This window comes from Streptomyces purpurogeneiscleroticus (assembly GCF_020024005.1).
GTDB classification, from domain to species: Bacteria; Actinomycetota; Actinomycetes; order Streptomycetales; family Streptomycetaceae; genus Streptomyces; species Streptomyces purpurogeneiscleroticus.
The window spans coordinates 1-23118 of sequence record NZ_NHSG01000314.1 but is presented as its reverse complement, the minus strand read 5'-3'; the positions used below and the strand labels follow the sequence as shown (position 1 = coordinate 23118).

General features: G+C 70.7%; 18 protein-coding genes. 1 reads left to right on the top strand and 17 read right to left on the bottom strand.

Going from position 1 to position 23118, the window contains the following annotated elements; genetic code table 11:
- Positions 1-73: 73 nt before the first annotated feature.
- The 3 genes from CCS38_RS20345 to CCS38_RS20335 all read right to left on the bottom strand — a co-directional run bounded on the left by CCS38_RS20345 (position 74) and on the right by CCS38_RS20335 (position 2954).
- Entirely contained in the window at positions 74-1015 is a 942-nt protein-coding gene (locus CCS38_RS20345; protein WP_223734733.1) for an RluA family pseudouridine synthase, read from the bottom strand.
- Positions 1016-1093: 78 nt separating this feature from the next.
- The gene (lspA, locus tag CCS38_RS20340) at positions 1094-1696 is read right to left on the bottom strand and encodes a signal peptidase II (protein WP_223734732.1); all 603 of its coding nucleotides are present in this window, start codon (positions 1694-1696) and stop codon (positions 1094-1096) included.
- A gap of 157 nt (positions 1697-1853) precedes the next feature.
- Positions 1854-2954 (bottom strand): TraR/DksA C4-type zinc finger protein, encoded by a 1101-nt coding sequence (locus CCS38_RS20335; RefSeq protein WP_223734731.1) that lies wholly within the window; start codon positions 2952-2954, stop codon positions 1854-1856.
- Between the two features lie 607 nt (positions 2955-3561).
- Between CCS38_RS20335 and ileS the strand changes: the two genes are divergently transcribed.
- A complete protein-coding gene (ileS, locus tag CCS38_RS20330) occupies positions 3562-6705 on the top strand; it encodes an isoleucine--tRNA ligase (protein ID WP_223734730.1) in 3144 nt (1047 codons plus the stop codon).
- A gap of 256 nt (positions 6706-6961) precedes the next feature.
- Here ileS and CCS38_RS20325 read toward each other — a convergent pair whose 3' ends face one another.
- The 14 genes from CCS38_RS20325 to CCS38_RS20260 all read right to left on the bottom strand — a co-directional run.
- On the bottom strand, positions 6962-8083 hold the full coding sequence (locus CCS38_RS20325) for a DivIVA domain-containing protein (protein WP_223734729.1): 1122 nt from the start codon (positions 8081-8083) through the stop codon (positions 6962-6964).
- A 49-nt stretch (positions 8084-8132) separates the two neighbouring features.
- Positions 8133-8429 (bottom strand): YggT family protein, encoded by a 297-nt coding sequence (locus tag CCS38_RS20320; protein ID WP_223734728.1) that lies wholly within the window; start codon positions 8427-8429, stop codon positions 8133-8135.
- Positions 8430-8493: 64 nt separating this feature from the next.
- Positions 8494-9114: a cell division protein SepF gene (locus CCS38_RS20315; protein WP_030256518.1), complete on the bottom strand. Its 621-nt coding sequence runs from the start codon at positions 9112-9114 to the stop codon at positions 8494-8496.
- Positions 9115-9238: 124 nt separating this feature from the next.
- Positions 9239-9958: a YggS family pyridoxal phosphate-dependent enzyme gene (locus CCS38_RS20310; RefSeq protein WP_223734727.1), complete on the bottom strand. Its 720-nt coding sequence runs from the start codon at positions 9956-9958 to the stop codon at positions 9239-9241.
- Positions 9959-9961: 3 nt separating this feature from the next.
- Positions 9962-10711: a peptidoglycan editing factor PgeF gene (gene pgeF, locus CCS38_RS20305; protein ID WP_372457121.1), complete on the bottom strand. Its 750-nt coding sequence runs from the start codon at positions 10709-10711 to the stop codon at positions 9962-9964.
- A gap of 13 nt (positions 10712-10724) precedes the next feature.
- Complete coding sequence (gene ftsZ / locus CCS38_RS20300; RefSeq protein ID WP_223734725.1) at positions 10725-11951, bottom strand: cell division protein FtsZ; 1227 nt, start codon at positions 11949-11951, stop codon at positions 10725-10727.
- A gap of 275 nt (positions 11952-12226) precedes the next feature.
- Positions 12227-13072: a cell division protein FtsQ/DivIB gene (locus CCS38_RS20295; protein ID WP_223734724.1), complete on the bottom strand. Its 846-nt coding sequence runs from the start codon at positions 13070-13072 to the stop codon at positions 12227-12229.
- Between the two features lie 26 nt (positions 13073-13098).
- Entirely contained in the window at positions 13099-14190 is a 1092-nt protein-coding gene (murG, locus tag CCS38_RS20290; protein ID WP_223734723.1) for an undecaprenyldiphospho-muramoylpentapeptide beta-N-acetylglucosaminyltransferase, read from the bottom strand.
- Between the two features lie 6 nt (positions 14191-14196).
- Positions 14197-15537 (bottom strand): putative lipid II flippase FtsW, encoded by a 1341-nt coding sequence (ftsW, locus tag CCS38_RS20285; RefSeq protein WP_372457120.1) that lies wholly within the window; start codon positions 15535-15537, stop codon positions 14197-14199.
- Positions 15538-15599: 62 nt separating this feature from the next.
- Positions 15600-17015 (bottom strand): UDP-N-acetylmuramoyl-L-alanine--D-glutamate ligase, encoded by a 1416-nt coding sequence (gene murD / locus CCS38_RS20280; protein ID WP_223734722.1) that lies wholly within the window; start codon positions 17013-17015, stop codon positions 15600-15602.
- Complete coding sequence (gene mraY / locus CCS38_RS20275; protein WP_030256539.1) at positions 17012-18076, bottom strand: phospho-N-acetylmuramoyl-pentapeptide-transferase; 1065 nt, start codon at positions 18074-18076, stop codon at positions 17012-17014. The genes murD and mraY overlap by 4 nt, the downstream gene beginning before the upstream one ends.
- 5 nt (positions 18077-18081) lie before the next feature.
- Complete coding sequence (locus CCS38_RS20270) at positions 18082-19509, bottom strand: UDP-N-acetylmuramoyl-tripeptide--D-alanyl-D-alanine ligase (protein ID WP_223734721.1); 1428 nt, start codon at positions 19507-19509, stop codon at positions 18082-18084.
- A gap of 62 nt (positions 19510-19571) precedes the next feature.
- Positions 19572-21275, bottom strand: a complete 1704-nt coding sequence (locus CCS38_RS20265) for a UDP-N-acetylmuramoyl-L-alanyl-D-glutamate--2,6-diaminopimelate ligase (protein WP_223734720.1) — start codon at positions 21273-21275, stop codon at positions 19572-19574.
- A gap of 8 nt (positions 21276-21283) precedes the next feature.
- Positions 21284-23118 (bottom strand): peptidoglycan D,D-transpeptidase FtsI family protein (locus CCS38_RS20260; RefSeq protein WP_223734719.1); only part of this gene is annotated, 1835 nt, incomplete at its 5' end.

The window sequence follows — 23118 nt, the reverse complement described above, 5'->3', positions numbered from 1 at the left end:
AGCCTGCCATGAAGCGCGGGAAACGCCCGCCGACAGGTCCTTCGGTGGCGGCCGGCCGAGCCGGTCCGGCCTGTCAGGCGCTCTCGGCGCGCACCCGGTCCAGGGCGCGCTGGAGGTCCTCCGGGTAGTCGCTCTCGAACTCCACCCAGCGGCCGTCCGAGGGGTGCTCGAAGCCGAGGCGCACGGCGTGCAGCCACTGCCGGGTGAGGCCGAGGCGCTTGGCGAGCGTGGGGTCGGCGCCGTAGGTGAGGTCGCCGACGCAGGGGTGGCGGTGCGCGGACATGTGCACGCGGATCTGGTGCGTGCGGCCGGTCTCCAGCTTGATGTCCAGCAGGCTGGCCGCGCGGAACGCCTCGACGAGGTCGTAGTGCGTGACGGAGGGCTTGCCGTCGGCGGTCACGGCCCACTTGTAGTCGTGCTGCGGGTGGCGGCCGATCGGGGCGTCGATCGTGCCGCTGAGCGGGTCGGGGTGGCCCTGGACGAGGGCGTTGTACCGCTTCTCCGGGACGCGCTCCTTGAACTGCCGCTTCAGGGACGTGTACGCGCGCTCGGACTTGGCGACGACCATCAGGCCCGACGTGCCGACGTCCAGGCGGTGCACGACGCCCTGGCGCTCGGCGGCGCCGGAGGTGGAGATGCGGTACCCGGCGGCTGCCAGGCCGCCGATGACGGTCGTGCCGGTCCAGCCGGGGCTGGGGTGCGCGGCGACGCCGACCGGCTTCATGATCACGACGATGTCGTCGTCGTCATGGACGATCTCCATGCCCTCGACGGGCTCGGCGACGATCTCCACGGGGGCCGGGGCCTGCGGCATCTCGACTTCCAGCCAGGCGCCGCCGTGCACCCGCTCGGACTTCATCACCTCGGCCCCGTCGACCCGGACCTTTCCGGCGGCGGCCAGCTCGGCAGCCTTCGTACGGGAAAAGCCGAACATGCGGGCCAGCGCGGCGTCGACGCGCTCGCCCTCCAGGCCGTCCGGTACGGGCAGGGTGCGGATCTCGGGAATCGTGCTCACCCCACGAGTATGGCAGTCCCCGCGGACACTTCCGTCGGCCCCGCCCCCGCCTGTGGAAAACCCCCGCGGGGCCCGGGATCAGTCCTTGTGAACGGTGCCGTCCGGGTCCAGGCCGCGGAAGGAGAGCAGCACGATCAGGATGCCGCCGCACACGATTCCGGAGTCGGCGAGATTGAAGACCGCGAAGTGCGCGGGGGCGATGAAGTCGACCACCGCGCCCTGGAAGACGCCGGGCGAGCGGAAGATCCGGTCGGTGAGGTTGCCGAAGGCGCCGCCGAGCAGCAGGCCGAGCGCAAGGGCCCAGGGCAGGCTGTAGAGCTTGCGGGCGATCCGGAAGATCACCACGATCACCACCGCGGCGATCAGCGTCAGGAAGATGGTCAGCGCCTCGCCCATGCTGAAGGCGGCGCCCCGGTTCCGGATCACCTCGAACTGCAGCAGCGTCCCGATCACCTGAACCGGCTCGTGGTGCTCCAGCTCGGCCACCACCAGCAGCTTGCTGCCCAGGTCCAGGAGGTACACGATCAGCGCGACGAGCAGCAGCGTGCCGATCCGCCGCGGCCCGCGCTGCGCGGCCGTCGCGCCCGTCTCCGCGGCGCTCTGCTCGGCGTCCCCGCCGTCCCCCTGCCCGGGCTCCGGTTCGTTGCCCGGCGTACCGGTGATGCGCTCCGCCTCTGCCACGTGAGTCCCTCAGCCCGTTCCAAGTCCGCGGCCAGGCCCCCGCCTGGCTGAGGTCGAGGGTACGGCACCGGGTACCGGCGCAGGTGAGTACGGGTACGGGTATGCGCTCCGGAACGGCACGGGGCCGGGGCAGCGCTGCCCCGGCCCCCGCCCGCCGCTACCGGCGCTCGGTCTTCTGCTTGCACTCCACGCAGAGCGTGGCCCGGGGGAACGCCTGCATACGGGCCTTGCCGATCGCCTTGCCGCAGTTCTCGCAGAGCCCGTACGTGCCCGCGTCCAGCCGCTCCAGCGCCCGTTCGGTCTGCAGCAGCATTTCGCGCGCGTTGGAGGCCAGCGCCATCTCGTGCTCGCGGGTGATGTTCTTCGAGCCGGTGTCGGCCTCGTCACCCGTGCTGTCGCTGGAGTCCCGCATCAGCCCCGCGATGGCGTCCTCGGAGGACCGGATCTCCTCGCGCAGCCGGTTCTCCTCCTCCCGCAGCAACGAACGGGCCTCGTCGGCCTCGGCCTCCGACCACGGCTCCTCGCCCGGCCGTACGGGCAGCTCGGCGGCGGTCGCCGGGCCGGTACGCGCCTTGGGCAGGGCCGTCGCGGCGGCCGTCTGCTCACTGTCGTCCACCGCAGCGGCCGGTGCCCCGCCCGGAGTCTTCTTCGCCACCACCGTCTTGGCTCCCGTCTTCTCAGCGGGCACCGCCTCTTCCGGCGGTGCAGCCTTCCTGGCCGTGCTCTTGCCGGCGGCCGTACCGGCCGTCGTCCCCTCGGCCCCGGTGTCCCCGGCGGACGCCTTCTTCGCCGTGGCCTTCCTGACCGGGGCCTTCTTTGCCGGCGCCTTCTTGGCCGCGGCCTTCTTGCCCGTGGCCTTCTTGTGCGCGCTCTCCTTGGGAGGCGGATTCCCGGTCGCGGTCCTCTCCGTCCCGGTGTCGTCGGCCGCTCTCCGTTCCGTGGGCGCGTGCCCCGTCGCGGCTTCCTCGGCCGCGGCGTCCTCGGGTACGTCCTCGCCCACCGGCGCGTTGCCGGTCGCCGTCTTCTTCGCCGCGGCCTTCTTCGCCGTCTTTCCGGCCGGCGTCTTCTTCGCGGAGGTCTGCTGTGCCCCGTCCGCCCCGAGAGGCGCGCCACCGGCCCGCGCCGCCTCGTCCGGCCGGCCCGTCACGGGGTCGGGTGCCGGGTCCGTCGCCGGGTCCCCGGCCGCGGCTCCGTCCGGCGGCGCGCCCTGTCCGTTCGCCGCCGTGCTGTCGTGCGCGGCGGTCTCTTTCGCCACCATGGCCGCGATCCCTTCACGTATGTGATCTTGCTCGCGAATCGTGACCGGAACGATAAATCGACTCACAGCACGCGGCAACGGGACGCACCGCCCTCCACCGTCCGGTCTCCCCGCACGGGAGCCCGGTCTGCATCCGTTGTGCCCCGCTCCCCGCCCGGTAATCCGGCCGCGATCGGGCAGCCCATCAGGGGCGCGGCGGCCCCCGCGTACGCCTGTCGCATTCCATCGCGTTGCGTATCGGCATTCGGGTCAAGCTTCCCGCCGCCGGTACCTCAGTCGGCGCAGCACGGAAAACCGGTCGGCCGTCCTCTCCCGCGCCCCGTACACTGAGCACAGCGAAAGGCGTGGATGGGACGAGTAGCGCCGTACGCAGCCAAGAGCGACCCGGGGACGGTGGGAGCCCGGGGGTGTGCGCGACGTGAAGATCATCCCGGAGCCGCCGGAAGAACGCCCCAGGAGGCCCCTGGGTGTCACTAGACCCGGCATCGCGACCCCAATGAGGGGGCCGAGGAGTTCCTTCTCGGCCAAGGAGGGTGGTACCGCGGGAGCACAGCTCTCGTCCCTCCGGTCGGAGAACGCAAGCGGTGTCCGCCGGAGGAAGCCCCCGATGAGTCCCACGCCCCAGTACAACCAGGTGCCCGCGCAGGTGGACCTGCCCGCCCTCGAGCACGCCGTGCTCGACTTCTGGCAGGAACAGAAGGTCTTCGCGCGCACTCTCGAGCAGTCCGAGGGACGCCCGGAGTGGGTGTTCTACGAGGGCCCGCCGACGGCGAACGGCATGCCCGGCGCGCACCACATCGAGGCCCGCGTCTTCAAGGACGTCTTCCCCCGCTTCCGGACCATGCAGGGCTACCACGTCGGCCGCAAGGCCGGCTGGGACTGCCACGGCCTCCCGGTCGAGCTGGCCGTGGAGAAGGAGCTGGGCTTCAACGGCAAGAAGGACATCGAGGCGTACGGCATCGCCGAGTTCAACGCCAAGTGCCGCGAGTCGGTGACCCGCCACACGGACGCCTTCGCCGAGCTCACCACCCGTATGGGCTACTGGACCGACCTCGACGCCCCGTACCGCACGATGGACTCCGACTACATCGAGTCGGTGTGGTGGTCGCTGAAGGAGATCTTCAAGAAGGGCCTGCTGGTCCAGGACCACCGCGTCGCCCCCTGGTGCCCGCGCTGCGGCACGGGCCTCTCGGACCACGAGCTGGCGCAGGGGTACGAGACGATCGTCGACCCCTCGGTCTACGTCCGCCTCCCGCTGACCTCCGGCCCGCTGGCCGGCGAGGCGGCGCTGCTGATCTGGACGACCACGCCCTGGACGCTGGTCTCCAACACCGCGGTCGCCGCGCACCCGGACGTCACCTACGTCGTCGCCACCGACGGCAACGAGAAGCTGGTCGTCGCCGAGCAGCTGGTCGAGAAGGCGCTGGGCGAGGGCTGGACGGCCACCGGGCAGACCTTCACCGGCCGCGAGATGGAGCGCTGGGCGTACGAGCGCCCCTTCGGCCTGGTCGAGCTCGAAGGCGCGAACTTCGTCGTCAACGCCGAGTACGTCACCACCGAGGACGGCACGGGCCTGGTCCACCAGGCGCCCGCCTTCGGTGAGGACGACCTCAAGACCTGCAAGGGGTACGGCCTGCCGGTCGTGAACCCGGTCCGCCCCGACGGCACCTTCGAGGAGGAGCTCGCCCTGGTCGGCGGGCAGTTCTTCAAGAAGGCCGACGAGGCGCTGGTCGCCGACCTGGACGCGCGCGGCCTGCTGTTCCGTCATGTCGCGTACGAGCACAGCTACCCGCACTGCTGGCGCTGCCACACGGCGCTGCTGTACTACGCCCAGCCGTCCTGGTACATCCGCACCACGGCCGTCAAGGACGCGCTGCTGCGGGAGAACGAGAACACCAACTGGTTCCCGGAGTCGGTCAAGCACGGCCGCTTCGGCGACTGGCTGAACAACAACATCGACTGGGCGCTCTCCCGCAACCGTTACTGGGGCACCCCGCTGCCCATCTGGCGCTGCGAGGAGAACCACCTCACCTGCGTCGGCTCGCTCGCCGAGCTGACGGAGCTGACGGGCACGGACCAGTCGGGCCTGGACCCGCACCGCCCCTTCATCGACGACATCACCTTCACCTGCTCCCACGAGGGATGCTCGGCGCAGGCCGTACGCGTCCCCGAGGTCATCGACGCCTGGTACGACTCGGGTTCGATGCCGTTCGCGCAGTGGGGCTACCCGTACCGCAACAAGGACCTCTTCGAGAAGCGGTACCCGGCGCAGTTCATCTCCGAGGCCATCGACCAGACGCGGGGCTGGTTCTACACGCTGATGGCCGTCGGCACCCTCGTCTTCGACAAGTCGTCGTACGAGAACGTCGTCTGCCTGGGCCACATCCTGGCCGAGGACGGCCGGAAGATGTCCAAGCACCTGGGCAACATCCTCCAGCCGATCCCGCTGATGGACCAGCACGGCGCGGACGCGGTGCGCTGGTTCATGGCCGCCGGCGGCTCCCCGTGGGCCGCGCGCCGCGTCGGTCACGGCACGATCCAGGAGGTCGTCCGCAAGACGCTCCTGACGTACTGGAACACCGTCGCGTTCCAGGCGCTGTACGCGCGGACGACCGGCTGGGCGCCGAGCCCGTCCGACCCGGCCCCGGCCGACCGCCCGGTCCTGGACCGCTGGCTGCTCAGCGAGCTGAACGCACTGGTCGAGGAGGTCACCACCGCCCTGGAGTCGTACGACACCCAGCGCGCGGGCAAGGCGCTCTCCGCCTTCGTCGACGACCTCTCGAACTGGTACGTGCGCCGCTCCCGCCGCCGCTTCTGGCAGGGCGAGCCGGCGGCCCTGCGCACCCTCCACGAGGTCATCGAGACGGTCACCCGCCTCATGGCCCCGCTGACCCCCTTCATCACCGAGCGGGTCTGGCAGGACCTGGTCGTCCCGGTCACCCCGGACGCGCCGGACTCCGTCCACCTCGCCTCCTGGCCGGTGGCGGACACCTCGGCGATCGACCCGACGCTCTCCACGCAGATGGTCCTGGTCCGCCGGCTGGTCGAGCTGGGCCGCGCCACGCGTGCCGAGTCCGGCGTGAAGACCCGCCAGCCGCTGTCCCGCGCGCTGGTCGCCGCGGCCGGCTTCGAGACGCTCGGTGACGAGCTGCGCACCCAGATCACCGAGGAGCTGAACGTCAGCTCCCTGGCCTCGCTCTCCGAGGTCGGCGGCTCCCTGGTCGACACCACCGCCAAGGCCAATTTCCGTGCACTGGGCAAGCGGTTCGGCAAGGGCGTCCAGGCGGTCGCCAAGGCCATCGCCGACGCGGACGCGGCGGCGCTGTCCCTCGCACTGCGCGAGGGCACGGCCTCGGTCGAGGTCGACGGCGAGACGGTCACCCTGGCGCCGGACGAGGTGATCATCACCGAGACCCCGCGCGAGGGCTGGTCGGTGGCCTCCGACTCGGGCGCGACCGTCGCGCTGGACCTGGAGATCACCCCGGAGCTGCGCCGCGCGGGCCTGGCCCGTGACGCGATCCGCCTGATCCAGGAGGCCCGCAAGAACAGCGGCCTGGACGTCGCGGACCGCATCGCGCTGCGCTGGAGCTCGGCGGACGAGGAGGTCCGCACGGCCCTGGCCGACCACGCGGCCCTGATCTCCGACGAGGTCCTGGCGACGGACTTCTCCGAGGGTGACGCGGACAACACGTACGGCGAGCCCTTCACGGACGAGCCGCTGTCGCTGACCTTCCGCCTCCGCAAGGCGTAAGGGCGGACACCGCTCCGTACGAACGACATACCGAGGCCCCCGGTTCGAGCGAACCGGGGGCCTCGGTGCATCCGCTTGTAAGGGGCGCGGGGAACTGCGCGAGCAACCACCACGGCGCCGCGGCCCGCCGTCCACCTGCCACCCACGGCGATCACCGGCCCACACCGAAGGCGAAAAGGGCCGGGCCCCCGGGGAGAGATCCCCAGGGGCCCGGCCCTGATTGCCGACTAAGTGCGACGCGCCAGCGTCAGCCGCGTCAGTTGTCGTCCTCGTCGATGAGGAAGCCACGCATCGGCGACGGAGCCTGCTGCATCTGCTGCTGGCCCTGCGGCCGGACCGGAGCCATCGGCTGGGTCATGGCGGGCGACATCTGCTGCTGGCTGCCGTACGACGGGCCATTGCTGCCGTTCGAGCCGCCGTGGCCGCCCATGGACTGGTTGCCGCCCATGGTGTGGCTGGAGCCGCCGCCCATGGAGCCGGCACCGGCCGACGCCATCGACGGGGACGCCGGCAGCGAAGCGGCAGCCGGGGTCCGCGGCGGGGCGAGCGACTCGTCGGACGAGTTCTCCAGCTGGCGCAGCTGGCTCTCCAGGTACGACTTCAGTCGCGTGCGGTACTCGCGCTCGAAGCCGCGCAGGTCCTCGACCTTGCGCTCCAGCGTGGCGCGGGCGGACTCCAGGGAGCCCATCGCGACGCGGTGCTTCTCCTGCGCGTCCCGCTCCAGCGCGTCGGCCTTGGCACGGGCGTCCCGCTCCAGGCCCTCGGCGCGGCTGCGGGCCTCGCCGACGATCTTGTTGGCCTCGGAACGGGCCTCCGCGATCGCCTGGTCGGCGGTCTGCTGCGCCAGCGACAGCACGCGCGCGGCGCTGTCACCGCCCGGGCCGCCCTGGCCGCCCGGCTGGGGCAGCTGCGGGCCGCCCTGCTGCGGACCACCCATCGGGCCGCCCATGGGACCGCCGGGGCCCATCTGGCCGCCGTGCGGGCCCTGCGGACCGGGACCGTGGCCACCGGGACCTGCGGGCAGCTGCGGTGCACCGCCGGGCAGCTGGGGCGGGCCACCCATCCCCTGCTGCTGACCGGGCGGGACCGGCTGCGGACCGGATATGGCGGCGGGCACAGGGGCACCGGGCCGCTGCTGCTGCGGCGGACCGTCCTGCTGCTCCTGCTGCTTGCGCATCCCCTGCTGCTGCTGGCTCTGGGCGGCAGCACGAGTGGCGGCGGCCAGCTTGGCGCGCAGGTCCTCGTTCTCCCGGAGCAGACGGGTCAGTTCTGCTTCGACCTCATCGAGGAAGGCATCGACCTCGTCCTCGTCATAGCCTTCTCGGAGGCGGACGGTCGTGAACTGCTTGTTCCGCACGTCCTCGGGGGTCAACGGCATCTCTTCTTCACCTCAACGTAGTCGTCGGCAATCGGCAAGACCGTATCGTTCACAACTTGCTCACGACGTTGCTCACGACGGTGATCAGGATGTAGACGATGATCATCAGTACGAAGAAGGACAGGTCGAGCGCCACGCCCCCGAGACGCAGCGGCGGTATGACACGCCGCAGAAGCTTGAGTGGCGGATCAGTCACAGTGTAAGTGGCCTCCAGTACGACCACCATCGCCTTGCCGGGTTGCCATGAACGGGCGAACTGGAAGACGTAGTCCATCACCAGCCGGAAGATCAACACAACGAGAAAGCAGTACAACGCGATATAGATCACCTGCAGTGCGATGCCCATCTCGCGCTTCCCTCTCCCCTTGCCTGTGCCGGCCCTACGGCCTCGGTGTGCCCGGTGTTGCGTCTCAGCTCTGGTTGAAGAACCCGCCCTCTGCGATACGGGCCTTGTCCTCCGCCGTGACATCGACGTTAGCAGGAGACAGCAGGAACACCTTCTGTGTCACCCGCTCGATACTCCCGTGCAAACCGAACACCAACCCGGCCGCAAAGTCGACAAGTCGCTTCGCGTCCGTGTCGTCCATCTCCGTCAGATTCATGATCACCGGAGTGCCCTCACGGAAGTGTTCCCCGATGGTACGGGCTTCGTTGTAGGTCCGGGGGTGCAGTGTGGTGATGCGGTACGGCTCCCGCTCGGACACAACCTTGGGCATGATCACCGGTGCGTTCTTCTCCAGATTCGGACGTTCGGGTGTGATGGACGCCACGGGGGCGATTCGGGCGGGTCGTCCGTTTTCCGTGCCGACCGGCGGAGACTCGCGCTGCGCCGGAGGCGATACGACTCGTGCCGGTTCGTCCCGTTCGGGGCGTGCTTCGGTGGGCGGCTGGTGCTGCTGCCGCCTCTCCGGCTCGGGCTCCGGGTCGAGTTCGGGCTCGAAGTCGTCGTCGGGGTCGAAGCCCCGGCCGTCGTACCCATCGTCCTCCACGAGGCCGAGGTAGACCGCCATCTTGCGCATCGCGCCGGCCATTCTCTGCGTCCTCCGCTCTGTGGTGGATCGGCTCCGTCACCGGTCGCCTTGGATCCACTCGGCCTGCCCGTCTTTTGACGGTAATGACCATATTTTGTGCTGTGGTCCGACTTGCTTCGCGACGTTACCCGAGCCGTGGTCGGACTCCGAGTACCGCAGTGCCCACGCGTACATGTGTCGCACCGGCGGCCACCGCGTCCTCGAGATCCGAACTCATTCCTGCCGACACCATTTTCGCAGCAGGATGACCCGCGCGCAGGCCGGATGCGATTTCCGCCAGCCGGTCGAAAGCCGCCCGCGGCCGGTCCGCGTACTGCCCTGCCAGCGGGGCGACCGTCATCACGCCGCCCAGCCGCAGCCCTTCGGCCGCCGCCACCGCGTCGGCCAGCGCCGCCACCCCGTCCGGGCCGATGCCGCCGCGGTCGCCGCGCTCCCCCGACTCGGCGTCAAGTGCCACCTGGATCAGGCAGTCCAGCTCACGCCCGGCACGTACGGCCTCCTTGGAGAGGGCGGTGACGAGCTTGACCCGGTCCACGGACTGCACGATATCCGCGTATCCAGCCACAGACCGGACTTTATTTGTCTGCAATTGGCCGACGAAATGCCAAGTAAGCGGCAAATCCGAGCAAGCGGCCGCCTTGGGCGCCGCGTCCTGATCGCGGTTCTCCGCGACGTGCCGGATGCCCAATTCCAAAAGGATACGGACATCGCTCGCCGGGTAGGTCTTTGTGACCACAATCAGGGTCACATCATCACGATTGCGACCGGCTTTGGCACAAGCAGCGGAGATACGATCCTCCACCCGGGCCAGGTTCTCGGCCAGTTCCGTTCTACGGTCCGTCACAGCTCAGCCGTCCAGCCATACATAACTCGCGAGCCGCCCCGTTGTGCGGTCGCGCCGGTACGAGAAATGGTCCGCCGATTCCAGCGTGCAGATGTGGGAATGTTCACGCACCCGCACGCCGCACCGGGCGAGTTGGGCGGCCACGCCGGCCACCACGTCCACCGCGGGCGTCCCCCAGCTGGTGGTCGCGTGCGCCTCGGGCACCGTGGCGGCGACCTCGGCGCGCATCGCCTCCGGCACTTCGTAGCACCGTCCGCAGACCGCGGGGCCGGTGTGCGCGACGATCCGCTCGGGGTCGGCCCCGAGGGCGGTCATCGCCTCGACCGTGGCCGGTACCACCCCGGCCACCAGCCCTGGCCGTCCGGCGTGTGCGGCTCCCGCCACCCCGGCGACCGGGTCGGCGAGGAGGACGGGGGTGCAGTCGGCGGTGAGGACGGCGAGGGCGAGACCCCGACGGGCCGTCACCACCGCGTCCACGCAGGGGACCTCGGTCCCGTCCCGCCACGGCCCGTCCACGACCGCCACGTCCCGCCCGTGCACCTGGTTCATCCAGACCACCTCGGCCGGGTCCAGTCCGAGGGACTTGGCCGCCAGCTCGCGATTGGTCCGTACCGCCTGTGGGTCGTCGCCCACGGCGCCGCCGAGGTTGAGCTCGGCATACGGAGCGGCGCTCACCCCGCCCCACCGGTCGGTGAAGGCGAAGCGCGCGCCGCTCGCATCGTTCGTCAGCACATCGTGCTGCTGCCCTATCACTGCGGGTCTTCGGCTACTTCAGGAAGTCCGGGACGTCCAGCTCCTCGGCCGTGCTGTCCGTGTACGGACGGGCCGGGGGGACCTGCGGGGCGACCGGCGGCGGCGCCGGGGCCTCGCTGACCGGCGCCGGCTCGACCGGGGCCGGCTCCTCGTCGCGCACCGGGACGGCGCCGAGTCCGCCGAAGGCCGGGCGGGGCTCCGGGGGCGCGGCCGGACGGCTCACCGGCGCCGCCGGCTCCTCGCGCTTGCCGGAGGAGGACGAGCTGATGACGTTCTCGCGGCGGGCCGGCGGCTGACCGCCGTCGAAGCCCGCGGCGATGACGGTCACGCGGACCTCGTCGCCCAGCGCGTCGTCGATGACCGCGCCGAAGATGATGTTGGCTTCCGGGTGGGCCGCCTCGCTGACCAGCTGGGCCGCCTCGTTGATCTCGAAGAGACCGAGGTCGGAGCCGCCGGAGATGGAGAGCAGCACCCCGCGGGCGCCGTCGATGGACGCCTCCAGCAGCGGCGAGGAGATGGCCATTTCGGCCGCCGCGACCGCGCGGTCGTCGCCGCGTGCGGAGCCGATGCCCATGAGGGCCGAGCCGGCCTCGGACATCACGGACTTCACGTCGGCGAAGTCGAGGTTGATCAGGCCCGGGGTGGTGATCAGGTCGGTGATGCCCTGGACACCGGAGAGCAGCACCTGGTCGGCGGACTTGAACGCGTCAAGAACGCTCACCTGGCGGTCCGAGATGGACAGCAGCCGGTCGTTGGGGATCACGATGAGGGTGTCGACCTCTTCGCGCAGCTGCGCGATGCCGTCCTCGGCCTGGTTGGCGCGGCGGCGGCCCTCGAAGGTGAACGGCCGGGTGACCACACCGATCGTCAGGGCGCCCAGCGAGCGCGCGATGTTGGCGACCACGGGCGCGCCGCCCGTGCCGGTGCCGCCGCCCTCGCCCGCGGTCACGAAGACCATGTCGGCCCCCTTGAGGACCTCCTCGATCTCCTCGCGGTGGTCTTCGGCCGCCTTGCGGCCCACGTCCGGGTTTGCGCCGGCGCCGAGGCCACGCGTCATCTCACGGCCGACGTCGAGCTTGACGTCGGCGTCGCTCATCAGCAACGCCTGCGCATCGGTGTTGATCGCGATGAACTCGACGCCCTTGAGCCCGACCTCGATCATCCGGTTGATGGCGTTCACGCCACCGCCGCCGATGCCGACGACCTTGATGACTGCGAGGTAGTTCTGCGGTGCTGCCACGTCGAAGGCCTCTCGCCTCGAGTTACGTGTCGGTGCCTCACATGTGCTGTGGACAACGACTGATGCCGATGGGACGGTCCGTATTGCCGACCCGAACCCTAACGTTGAAGTTTAGGGTTACCAGTGCCTGTGTTCCCTGGGTTCTTTGGAACGAGACACTAAGTCGACAAGCGGCGCACGTTCAACGAACACGCCGAACCTCCCGTTTTTCTTTTCACCCTATGTGATCACCCGTAGTGGTAGCCATCCAGGGTGCTGGCCTGCGCGTACGTACGTCAACTCCCGGCCGCGGCGGGCGCACTGGGGACGCTGACATCGAAGTGGTGCGCATCACGCGCCGCTTTCAGCAGCGCGCGGAGTACCTTGGCCTTTTCCTTGCCGTGTTCCTCGCTGCCCCACTCGACCCGGCGTCCGCCGGTCAGCTCCAGGGTGATGGAGTCGTACGAACGTACGCGGATGACGCGCACGTCCTTGCCGACCGTATCGGGAAGCGCGGTGGCGACCTTCACCGCCGCGCGGTTCAGAGCAGGGATACCGAAACGGCGCAGGCTCGGCGAATCGGCCGCGTCCATTTCCAGCCGGGGTACATCGCGCGGCGCGATACCGACGGTGGCGAAGCGCACGCCCCGGTCGTCCACTTCAATGAACTTTCCGCCCTTTTGGACGACCAGGACGGGCTGGCGCTCCGTCACGTTCAGGGAGATGGTGTCCGGCCACGAGCGCTCCACTTCGACCGACTTGATGCGGCGGAGCCGGTCGGCCAGCCGAGCGGCGATACCGTCGGTGTCCAGTGAGGCGAGCGGGTCGCCCAGGGGCACGTCCGCCGCGGCCTCGACCTCACGCACCGTCAGGACATCGGTGCCGCGCACCGCCACGCGCTCCGCGCGCAGCCAGTCCGAGCCGTACAGCACCCAGGTACCAAAGCCGACCAGCAGCGCTATGAGGACGGTGGCGGCGATGAGCGTGCGGCGGCGGGGGCGGCCGGGGAGGCGCGCCCCCGGCCGCGGCAGCCGCAGCCACCGCGGCCGGAGCCGCTCTTCCGGTCCCTCGGAGTCGGCGGGCGGGCCGGCCTGCGGTCTGCGCTGCTCACCGCGGCGGGCAGTGGTGCTGGGTCCGGCCACGCTCCCTCTCCTTCCCCCCGGCCGCCTCAGCCCCGGCGGGAGGCGATTGCTTCGTAGACCATGCCGACGAGGAGTTCGTCGGCGTCTCTGCGGCCGAACTCGGCGGCCGCGCGGGACATCTCGTACAGCCGGTGCGGGTCCGAGAGCACCGGCAGGACGTTGCCCTGCACCCACTCGGGGGACAGCTGCGCGTCGTCGACCAGCAGACCGCCGCCGGCGTTGACCACCGGCTGGGCGTTCAGCCGCTGCTCGCCGTTGCCGATGGGCAGCGGGACGTACGCGGCGGGCAGCCCGACGGCGGACAGCTCGGCGACGGTCATCGCGCCCGCGCGGCAGAGCATCATGTCGGCCGCGGCGTACGCGAGGTCCATCCGGTCCACGTACGGTACCGGGACGTACGGCGGCATCCCGGGCATGTTGTCGACCTGCGGCAGTTCGTTCTTCGGGCCGACCGCGTGCAGCACCTGGATGCCCGCCCGCTGGAAGCTCGGCACCGCGGCCTGGATGACCTCGTTCAGCCGGCGCGCGCCCTGCGAGCCGCCGGAGACCAGCAGCGTCGGCAGGTTCGGGTCCAGGCCGAAGTTGGCGCGCGCCTCGGCGCGTACCGCCGCCCGGTCCAGGGTCGCGATCGTGCGGCGCAGCGGGATGCCGACGTAACGGGCATCGCGCAGCTTGCTGTCGGGGGTGCTGACGGCGACGAACTTGGCGTACCGCGAGCCGATCTTGTTGGCCAGCCCCGGCCGGGCGTTGGCCTCGTGCACGACGATCGGCACGCCGAGCCGCTTGGCGGCCAGATAGCCGGGCAGCGCCACGTAGCCGCCGAAGCCGACGACGCAGTCCGCCTTCGTGCGCTCCAGGATCTGCTCGGCGGCCTTGATCGTGCCGCGCAGCCGTCCGGGGACGGTGATCAGCTCAGGGGTGGGCTTGCGCGGCAGCGGAACGGCCGGGATCAGCCCCAGTTCGTAACCGCGCTCCGGTACCAGCCGGGTCTCCAGTCCGCGCTCCGTGCCCAGTGCCGTGATCCCCACGGTCGGGTCCTGCCTGCGCAGGGCGTCCGCGAGGGCGAGCGCGGGCTCGATGTGGCCGGCGGTCCCCCCACCGGCGAGTACGACATGCACCGAAATTCACCGCTCTCCGGACGGCAGCTTCTTGACGCGCCGTCTCATCGTCTTCCGTCTCACCCCAGCCGGCATTCTCGCGAATACCGGCTGCCGCATGGCCAGTGCCGCCCGCGCCGCGGGCTCGTCACGCGCGAAGGCGATCAGGAGTCCGACGGCGAACATCGTCGGCAGCAGGGCGGAGCCTCCGTAGGAGAACAGCGGGAGCGGGACACCGGCGATCGGCAGCAGGCCGAGCACCGCACCGATGTTGACCACGGCCTGGGCCGTGATCCAGGTGGTCACGCCACCCGCGGCGTACCGTACGAAGGGATCCTCCGTGCGTCCGGCCACGCGGATACCCGCATAGCCTAGAGCCGCGAACAGGGCGAGTACCGACAGCGTCCCCGCCAGTCCCAGTTCCTCCCCGGTGATGGCGAAGATGAAGTCGGTGTGCGGTTCAGGGAGTTCACCCCATTTTTCCATACTCGCGCCGAGACCGGATCCGAAGAATCCGCCGGACGCGAGTGCGTATATCCCGTGCACGGCCTGCCAGCACTGGTCGCCCGGGCCCGGGTCGGTCGCGCCGATGCACGCGAGCCGGGACATCCGGTTGGCGCTCGTCTTGATGAGCAGCGCGCCGATGACGCCGGCCGCGGCCAGCACCCCGACGAAGAGCCGGGTGGGCGCCCCCGCCAGCCACAGCAGTCCGAAGAGGATCGCCGTGAGAATGATCGCGGTGCCCATGTCCCCGCCGAGCATGATGAGCCCGAGCAGCAGGAAAGCGGCCGGAATCAGCGGTACGAGCAGATGCTTCCACTGGGTCAGCAGCCGCCGCTCCTGCTTGCGCGCGAGGAGGTCGGCGCCCCACAGGACCAGCGCCAGCTTGCCGAACTCGCTGGGCTGGAGCTGGAAGGGCCCGCCGAGCGAGATCCAGTTCTGGTTGCCGTTGACCGCGACTCCTATCCCCGGCACCTGGACCAGGGCCATCAGGAAGACCGAGGCGGCGATCAGCGGGTACGCCAGCGCCCGGTGCGCCCGGACGGGCAGCTTGGTCGCCAGCACCATCAGCCCGCCGCCGAGCGCGGCGGCGAGCAGCTGCTTGCGGAAGAAGTACGTGGGGGACAGCCCGGACTGCAGCGCCTTGATCTGCGAGGCCGAGTAGACCATGACCAGCCCGAGCACCATGATCAGCAGGCTGCCGCCGAGGACGATGTAATACGCCGTCAGCGGCCGGTCCCAGGCCCGCTTCAGCCGGGTGTACAGGCCCCGCGGCCCGCCCGGTCCGGCGGGCCGCTGCATCCGGGGAAGCGGCGGCATCCGCCGCGCCGGGCGCGGCGGTGCCTCCTTCGCCGGTCGGACCGTCATCCTCGTCCCCTCCCACACATGCGCTGCGCCGCACGTCCACGACGCGGGCGGGGACGTACGGTCTACTGGTCCTGCGCGGCCAGCTCGCGGACCGCGTCGGCGAAGGCGTCGCCCCGCTTGTTGTAGTTCAGGTACATGTCCATCGAGGCGCAGGCCGGTGCCAACAGGACCGTATCGCCCGGCCGGGCCAGCCGCGTGGCCTCCCGTACCGCCTCGGACATCGCCCCAGTGTCGGTCCGGCCGAGGTCGACGACGGGCACATCCGGGGCGTGTCGCGCGAGCGCTTCGGCGATCAGCGCACGGTCCCGGCCGATGAGGACGGCGCCGCGCAGCCGCGCCGCCGACTTCTGTACCAGCTCGTCGAAGGTGGCCCCCTTGGCGAGCCCGCCGGCGATCCACACGATGTGCTCGTAGGCGGCCAACGACGCTTCGGTGGCATGGGTGTTGGTGGCCTTGGAGTCGTCCACGTAGGACACTCCGCCGACGTCCGCCACGTGCTGGATGCGGTGCGCGTCCGGGTGGAAGTTCCGCAGGCCGTCCCGTACGGAGGCGGGCTGCACACCGAACGCACGTGCAAGCGCCGCCGCGGCGAGCGCGTTGGCGATGTTGTGCGGCGCGGGCGGGTTCACATCGGTGACCTCGGCCAGCTCCTGCGCCTGCTTCTGCCGGTTCTCGACGAACGCGCGGTCGACGAGGATGCCCTCGACGACGCCCACCTGGCCGGGTCCCGGCGTCCCGAGGGTGAAGCCGATGGCCCGGCAGCCCTCCTCGACGTCGGCCTCGCGGACCAGGTCCTCGGTGGCCTTGTCGGCCACGTTGTAGACGCAGGCGACGGTGTTGCCCTCGTAGATCCGGCCCTTGTCGGCGGCGTACGCCTCCATGGAGCCGTGCCAGTCGAGGTGGTCGGGGGCGAGGTTCAGCACGGCCGCGGAGTGGGCGCGCAGCGAGGGCGCCCAGTGCAGCTGGTAGCTGGAGAGCTCGACGGCGAGCACGTCGTACTCACCGGAGAGCACCACGTCGATGATGGGCGTCCCGATGTTGCCGACGGCCGCGGTGCGCAGCCCCTCGGCGGCCAGGATCGACGCCAGCATCTGCGTGGTGGTCGTCTTGCCGTTCGTGCCGGTGATGGCGAGCCAGGGGGCCGCGCCGGGGCCGCGGAGCCGCCAGGCGACCTCCACGTCCCCGATGACGTCCACGCCCGCCTCGGCGGCGGCCGCGAAGAGCGGGCTGGAGGGCTTCCAGCCCGGCGAGGTGACGACCAGGTCCGTGCCCTCGGGCAGCGTCTCGCCGTCGCCCAGGCGTACGGCGATGCCGGACTTCTCCAGCTCCGCCGCGGTCGCCCGCTGCTTCTCGCCGTCCCCGCCGTCCACGACGGTGACGGTCGCGCCGAGCCCGGCCAGGGCACGGGCGGCGCTGATGCCGCTCACGCCCAGGCCGGCGACGGTGATCGCTCGGCCGGCGAAGTCCTGCGCGCTCACTTGGCGGCCTGCCAGCCGCCGTAGAAGATGCCGAGGCCGACAATCACGCACATGCCCTGGATGATCCAGAACCGGACCACGACAAGGACTTCCGACCACCCCTTCAATTCGAAGTGGTGCTGCAGCGGCGCCATACGGAAGACGCGCTTGCCGGTGAGCCGGAAGGAGCCGACCTGGATGACCACCGACATGGTGATCAGGACGAAGAGGCCGCCGAGGATGGCGAGCAGCAGCTCCGTGCGGGAGCAGATCGCCAGGCCCGCGAGCGCGCCGCCGAGGGCGAGCGAGCCGGTGTCCCCCATGAAGATCTTGGCGGGCGAGGTGTTCCACCACAGGAAGCCGAAGCAGGCACCCATCAGGGCGGAGGCCACGACCGCGAGGTCGAGCGGGTCACGCACTTCGTAGCAGCCGGGGCCCGCGGTGATCTGGTTCGCGCAGGACTCCTGGTACTGCCAGATGCCGATGAAGGTGTACGCGCCGAAGACCATCACCGAGGCGCCGGTGGCCAGGCCGTCCAGGCCGTCGGTGAGGTTCACGCCGTTGGACATCGCCAGGATCATGAACAGCGCCCAGATCACGAAGATCACGGGGCCGATCTGCCAGCCGAAGTCCTGGGTGAAGGAGAGCCGGTCCGAGGCCGGGGTCTGCCCGCGCAGGTCCGCGAACTGCAGGGACAGCACGGCGAAGGCAATGCCGACGATCAGCTGGCCCGCCATCTTGGCCTTGGCCCGCAGGCCCAGCGACCGCTGCTTGACGATCTTGATGTAGTCGTCGAGGAAGCCGACCAGGCCCATGCCGGCCATCAGGAACAGCACCAGCACACCGGAGAAGGTGGGGTCGCTGCTCGTGATCACCTTGGTCAGCGCGTACGCGATGATCGTGGCCAGGATGAACGCGATGCCACCCATGGTGGGCGTACCGCGCTTGCTGTGGTGGTCCCGTGGTCCGTCGTCGCGGATGAACTGCCCGTAGCCCTTTTTGGCCAGCAGCTTGATCAGCAGCGGGGTGCCGATCAAGGTCAGGAAGAGCCCGATCATTCCGGAGAAGAGGATCTGCTTCATCGTGTTCATCGGGTGGCGGCCCCGCCCTGCGCACCGTTGCCTGCCGCATCGTCCAGCAATGCGGCCGCGACCCGCTCCAGCCCCTCCGACCTGGACGCCTTCACCAGCACCACGTCTCCCGGCTGCAGTTCACTGCGCAGCAGGTCGACCGCCGCCCGTGCGTCGGACACGTGCACCGACTCCTCACCCCACGAACCCTCGTTATAAGCGCCCATTTGCAGCCAGGCCGCTTCCCTGCCCCCGACTGCCACGAGCTTGCTGACGTTGAGCCGGACGGCGAGCCGTCCGACCGCGTCGTGCTCGGCGAGTGACTCCTCGCCGAGCTCGGCCATCTGACCGAGCACCGCCCACGTACGCCGCCCCTTGCCCATCGACACGAGTGCGCGCAGCGCAGCCCGCATCGACTCGGGGTTCGCGTTGTAGGCGTCGTTGACGACCGTCACGCCGTCCGCGCGCTCGGTGACCTCCATGCGCCAGCGGGAGAGCGTGCCTGCCTCGGAGAGCGCGGACGCGATCTCGTCTGCGGGCATGCCCGACTCATGGGCGACGGCGGCCGCGGCGAGCGCGTTCGACACGTGGTGCTCACCGTACAGCCGCAGGATCACGGCGCTGCACCCGGAGGGTGTGTGAAGCGTGAAGGCGGGGCGACCGTCGTCGGTGAGCCGGACATCCTCGGCACGCACGTCGGCGTCGGCGGACTCGCCGAAGAAGACCGTACGGGCCTTGGTACGCGACGCCATCGCACGCACGTACGAGTCATCGGCGTTGAGGATCGCGATGCCGCCCTCGCTCGCGTCGGGCAGCGACTCGACCAGCTCGCCCTTGGCCTCGGCGATCTTCTCGCGGCCGCCGAACTCGCCGATGTGCGCGCTGCCGACGTTCAGGACGAGCCCGATGCGGGGCGGGGTCAGCTCTGTGAGGTAGCGGATGTGACCGACGCCGCGCGCACCCATCTCCAGGACGAGGTGGCGGGTGCCGGACTCGGCCCGCAGCGCGGTCAGCGGCAGGCCGATCTCGTTGTTGAGGTTGCCCTCGGGCCACACCGTCGGGCCGCTGCGCTGCAGCAGCTGCGCGATGAGGTCCTTGGTGCTGGTCTTGCCCGCCGAACCGGTCAGCGCGACGACGTCCGCGCCGGTGCGCCGGACGACCTCGCGGGCCAGCGCGCCCAGCGCGGACACGACGTCGTCGACCACGATCGCGGGCACGCCGACGGGACGCGTGGCCAGTACGGCCGCCGCGCCCGACTGCACGGCCTGCTCGGCGTAGTCGTGCCCGTCGACCCGCTCACCGGCGAACGCGGCGAACAGCGCGCCGTCGGTCACGGCCCGGGAGTCGATCACGACAGGGCCGGCGACCTGGACCGATCCGTCCGGTATGTCGTGCTGCCGCCCGCCGACGATGCCGGCGATCTCGGCGAGGGACAGGGAGATCACAGGTCACCTCCGGCCGGGGGCTGGAGATGCCGAGATGGGGGTTGTGCGCGCATGGCGGTGTGTCATCCCTGGTGATCGTGCTGCTGCTGCAACTTCAGTGAGCTCTCGATGGCCTCGCGCAGCACCTGGCGGTCGTCGAAGGGGCGAACCACTCCGGCGATGTCCTGGCCCTGCTCATGGCCCTTGCCGGCGACGATGACAGTGTCGCCGGGCTCCGCGCGGGCGACCGCGGCGGCGATGGCAGCGGCCCGGTCCTCCTCGACCAGTACCGTGCCGCGCTCGTGCGACGGCACGTCGGCGGCGCCCGCGAGCATGGTGGCGAGGATCGCGAGCGGATCCTCGGAACGTGGGTTGTCGCTGGTCAGCACCGCGGTGTCGGAGAGCCGGGCGATCGCGGCACCCATCGGCATACGCTTGCTGCGGTCCCGGTCGCCGCCGCAGCCCAGTACGGCGTGGATCTTGCCCTCGGTGACCTTGCGCAGCGCGCGCAGGACCGATTCGACAGCGTCCGTCTTGTGCGCGTAGTCGACCACCGCGAGGTAGTCCTGGCCCGCGTCCACCCGCTCCAGCCGGCCCGGGACGCCGGGCACTGCGGCCACGCCGTCGGCGGCGGTCTGCGGGTCGACACCGGCCACCACGAGGGCCGTGATGGCGGCGAGCGCGTTGGCGACGTTGAAGGGGCCGGCGATCGGCGACGCGGCGCGTACGGTCACGCCGTCCGGGCCGTGCACGGTGAACGTCGAGCCCAGCGTGCCGACCTCGACGTCGGCGGCGCGCCAGTGCGCGTCCGGGTGGCCCTCGGCGGAGAACGAGGTGACCGGCACCTCGGACTCGCCCTCGATGAGCCGGCGGCCGTACTCGTCGTCGAAGTTCACCACGCCGAGCCGGGAGCGGGCCTTGGTGAACAGCTGCGCCTTGGCCTGGAAGTAGTCCTCCATGCCCGTGTGGAACTCCATGTGTTCCGGGCTGAGGTTGTTGAAGACCGCCACGTCGAACACGCAGCCGTCGACCCGCCCGAGTACCAGGGCGTGGCTGGAGACCTCCATGGCGACCGACCGGACGCCGCGCTCGCGCATCACCGCGAAGAGCGCCTGCAGGTCGGTGGCTTCGGGCGTGGTCCGCTCGGACTTCAGCCGCTCGTCGCCGATGCGGGACTCGACGGTACCGATCAGACCGGTCAGTCCCCCGCCGGCCTTCTCGGCGGCCGCACGAAGCCCGCCGTCGATCAGGTACGCGGTCGTCGTCTTGCCCGACGTGCCCGTGATGCCGATCTGCAGCAGATCGGCGCCCGGGTCGCCGTAGATCGACACCGCCAGCGCGCCCATCCGGGCCCGCGGGTTGTCGACCGTGAGGACCGGCAGGCCCGTCGCGGCGGCCCGTTCGGTGCCACCGGGGTCGGTCAGGATCGCGGCGGCGCCCAGCTCGACGGCCTGCGCCGCGAAGTCGGCGCCGTGGAAACGGGCACCGGGCAGCGCGGCGTAGATGTCACCGGGGCGTACCGCGCGGGAGTCGTGCGTGATGCCGGTGACCGCGGCCTCCGCCGTCGGCACGGCCGTGCCCAGCTGGTGTGCCAGATCCGCGAGCGGGATGGCGCGTACGCGCTCGGGGCGGGGCGGGCCGGGGTGTTTGCCGGGGCCGTCCTGCTGGGCATTGGGGGACTGATCAGCATGTGACACGGCGGTGAGCGTACCGGGCCCATGGGCCTCGGGGCGAAGCGAGGGACGCGGCGGTGGGCGGTTCCCCGCGTCGGGAGTGATGGTCATCACGAATCACCTCATTCACCCGGCTTGAAGCTCACCGGGAGTCGTGGTGCCTCGGCACCGGTCGGCGGCACCTGGAGCGACTTCAGCGCGAACTGCATGACCTGCTTGTAGATCGGCCCGCAGACCTGGCCGCCGAAGTAGCTTCCCCTGGTCGGATTCTGTACGGCGCAGTAGACGGTGATGCGGGGCTTGTCGGCGGGCGCGAAGCCCGCGAAGGAGGCCGTGTAACCGTGGTACCGCCCGGTCTTCGGATCCACCCGGTTGGAGGTGCCGGTCTTTCCGCCGACCCGGTAGCCGGGGATCTTCGCGGCGGTGCCGGTGCCCTCCTGGTCGTCGACCACGGATTCGAGCATCCGGGCGAGCGTCTTCGCGGTCTTCGGGCTCACCACGCGGGTCTTCTCGGGCTTCGGCGCGGCAACGTACCGGCCGTCGGGGCCCTTCGTGCCGCGGACGAGCGTGGGCGCTGTCCGCTCGCCGCCGTTGGCGATCGTGGAGTACACGGACGCCGCCTGCACGGCGTTGAGCGAGAGGCCCTGCCCGAAGGGGATCGTGTACTGCTGCGAGGTGCTCCAGTCCTCCGGCGCGGCCAGAATGCCCGGGGTCTCGCCCGGGAAGCCCAGCCCGGTCGGCTGTCCGATGCCGAACTTCCGCAGGTAGGAGTAGAGCACCTCGTTCGCCTCGCGCTGGGTCTTGCCCAGCTGTTCGACGGACAGGATGGTGCCGATGTTGCTGGACTTGGCGAGTACGCCGTTCAGCGTCAGGTGCCAGGTGGGGTGGTCGATGTCGTCGGCGAAGAGCCGGTCGCCGCGGTGCAGCCGGTTCGGGACGGTGACGTGCGTGGACGGCGTCGCGGCGCCCTCCTCCAGCACGGCCGCCAGCGACATCAGCTTGCTGGTCGAACCTGGCTCGAAAGCATCGCTCAGCGCGGCGTTGCCGAGCGCGTCGGCGTCGGAGCGGGTGATGTCGTTCGGGTCGAAGGCGGGGGCGTTGGCCAGCGCCAGGATCTCGCCGGTCCTGGTGTCCTGCACGACCACGTAGCCGCGGTCCGCCTTGGACTTCTCGACCTGCTTGGTGATGGCTTCCTGAGCCGCCCACTGGATGTCCCGGTCGAGGGTCAGCTCGACGTCCGTACCGGGCACCGCGGGATGCTCCTGGGTGTCGGCGGTGGGCACCCGACGGCCCCCGGACTGGGCGTAGACGAGCTTGCCTGGCTTGCCCGCGAGCTTCTTGTCCAGGCTCGCTTCGAGGCCGCCCGCGCCCCTGCCCTCGGAGTTCGTGAAACCGAGCACCCCGGAGGCCAGCTCCTTGTTCGGGTACACCCGCTTGCTGTGCTCGTCGGCGAAGATGCCGAGCAGCACGTTGGGGCGCGGGTCGCTCTTGGGCGCGGCCTGCGCCTTGGTGTCCAGCGCGCTCCGCAGGTCCTTGATCTGCTTCCAGACCTGGGGGCTCTGACGGCGCGAGAGCAGGACGTAGCGGGAGTCGGATTTGGAGAGCTTTTCGGCCAGTTCCTTCTGGTCCTCGCCGAGGATCGGCGCCAGCAGCGCGGCCGCCTTCTCGGGCGCGTCATCGATCTTGATCTTGTCGGGCGCCAGCAGGCTCGGGTCGGCGGTGATGTCGTACGCGTCCACGGAGGTGGCCAGGTCCACGCCGTCCCGGTCGGTGATCGCGCCGCGCTCGGCGGCGAGCGTGACCGGCACGTACCGGTTGACGTTGGCCTTGGCCGCGTACGCGTCGGCGTTCACCGCCTGCACCTGGAACAGCCGTACCGCGAAGACCAGCATGATCAGCGTCAGCGCGACGGCCACCAGGCGGAGCCGGGGGCGGGGGTTGCCGAGCCGGAGGGGGG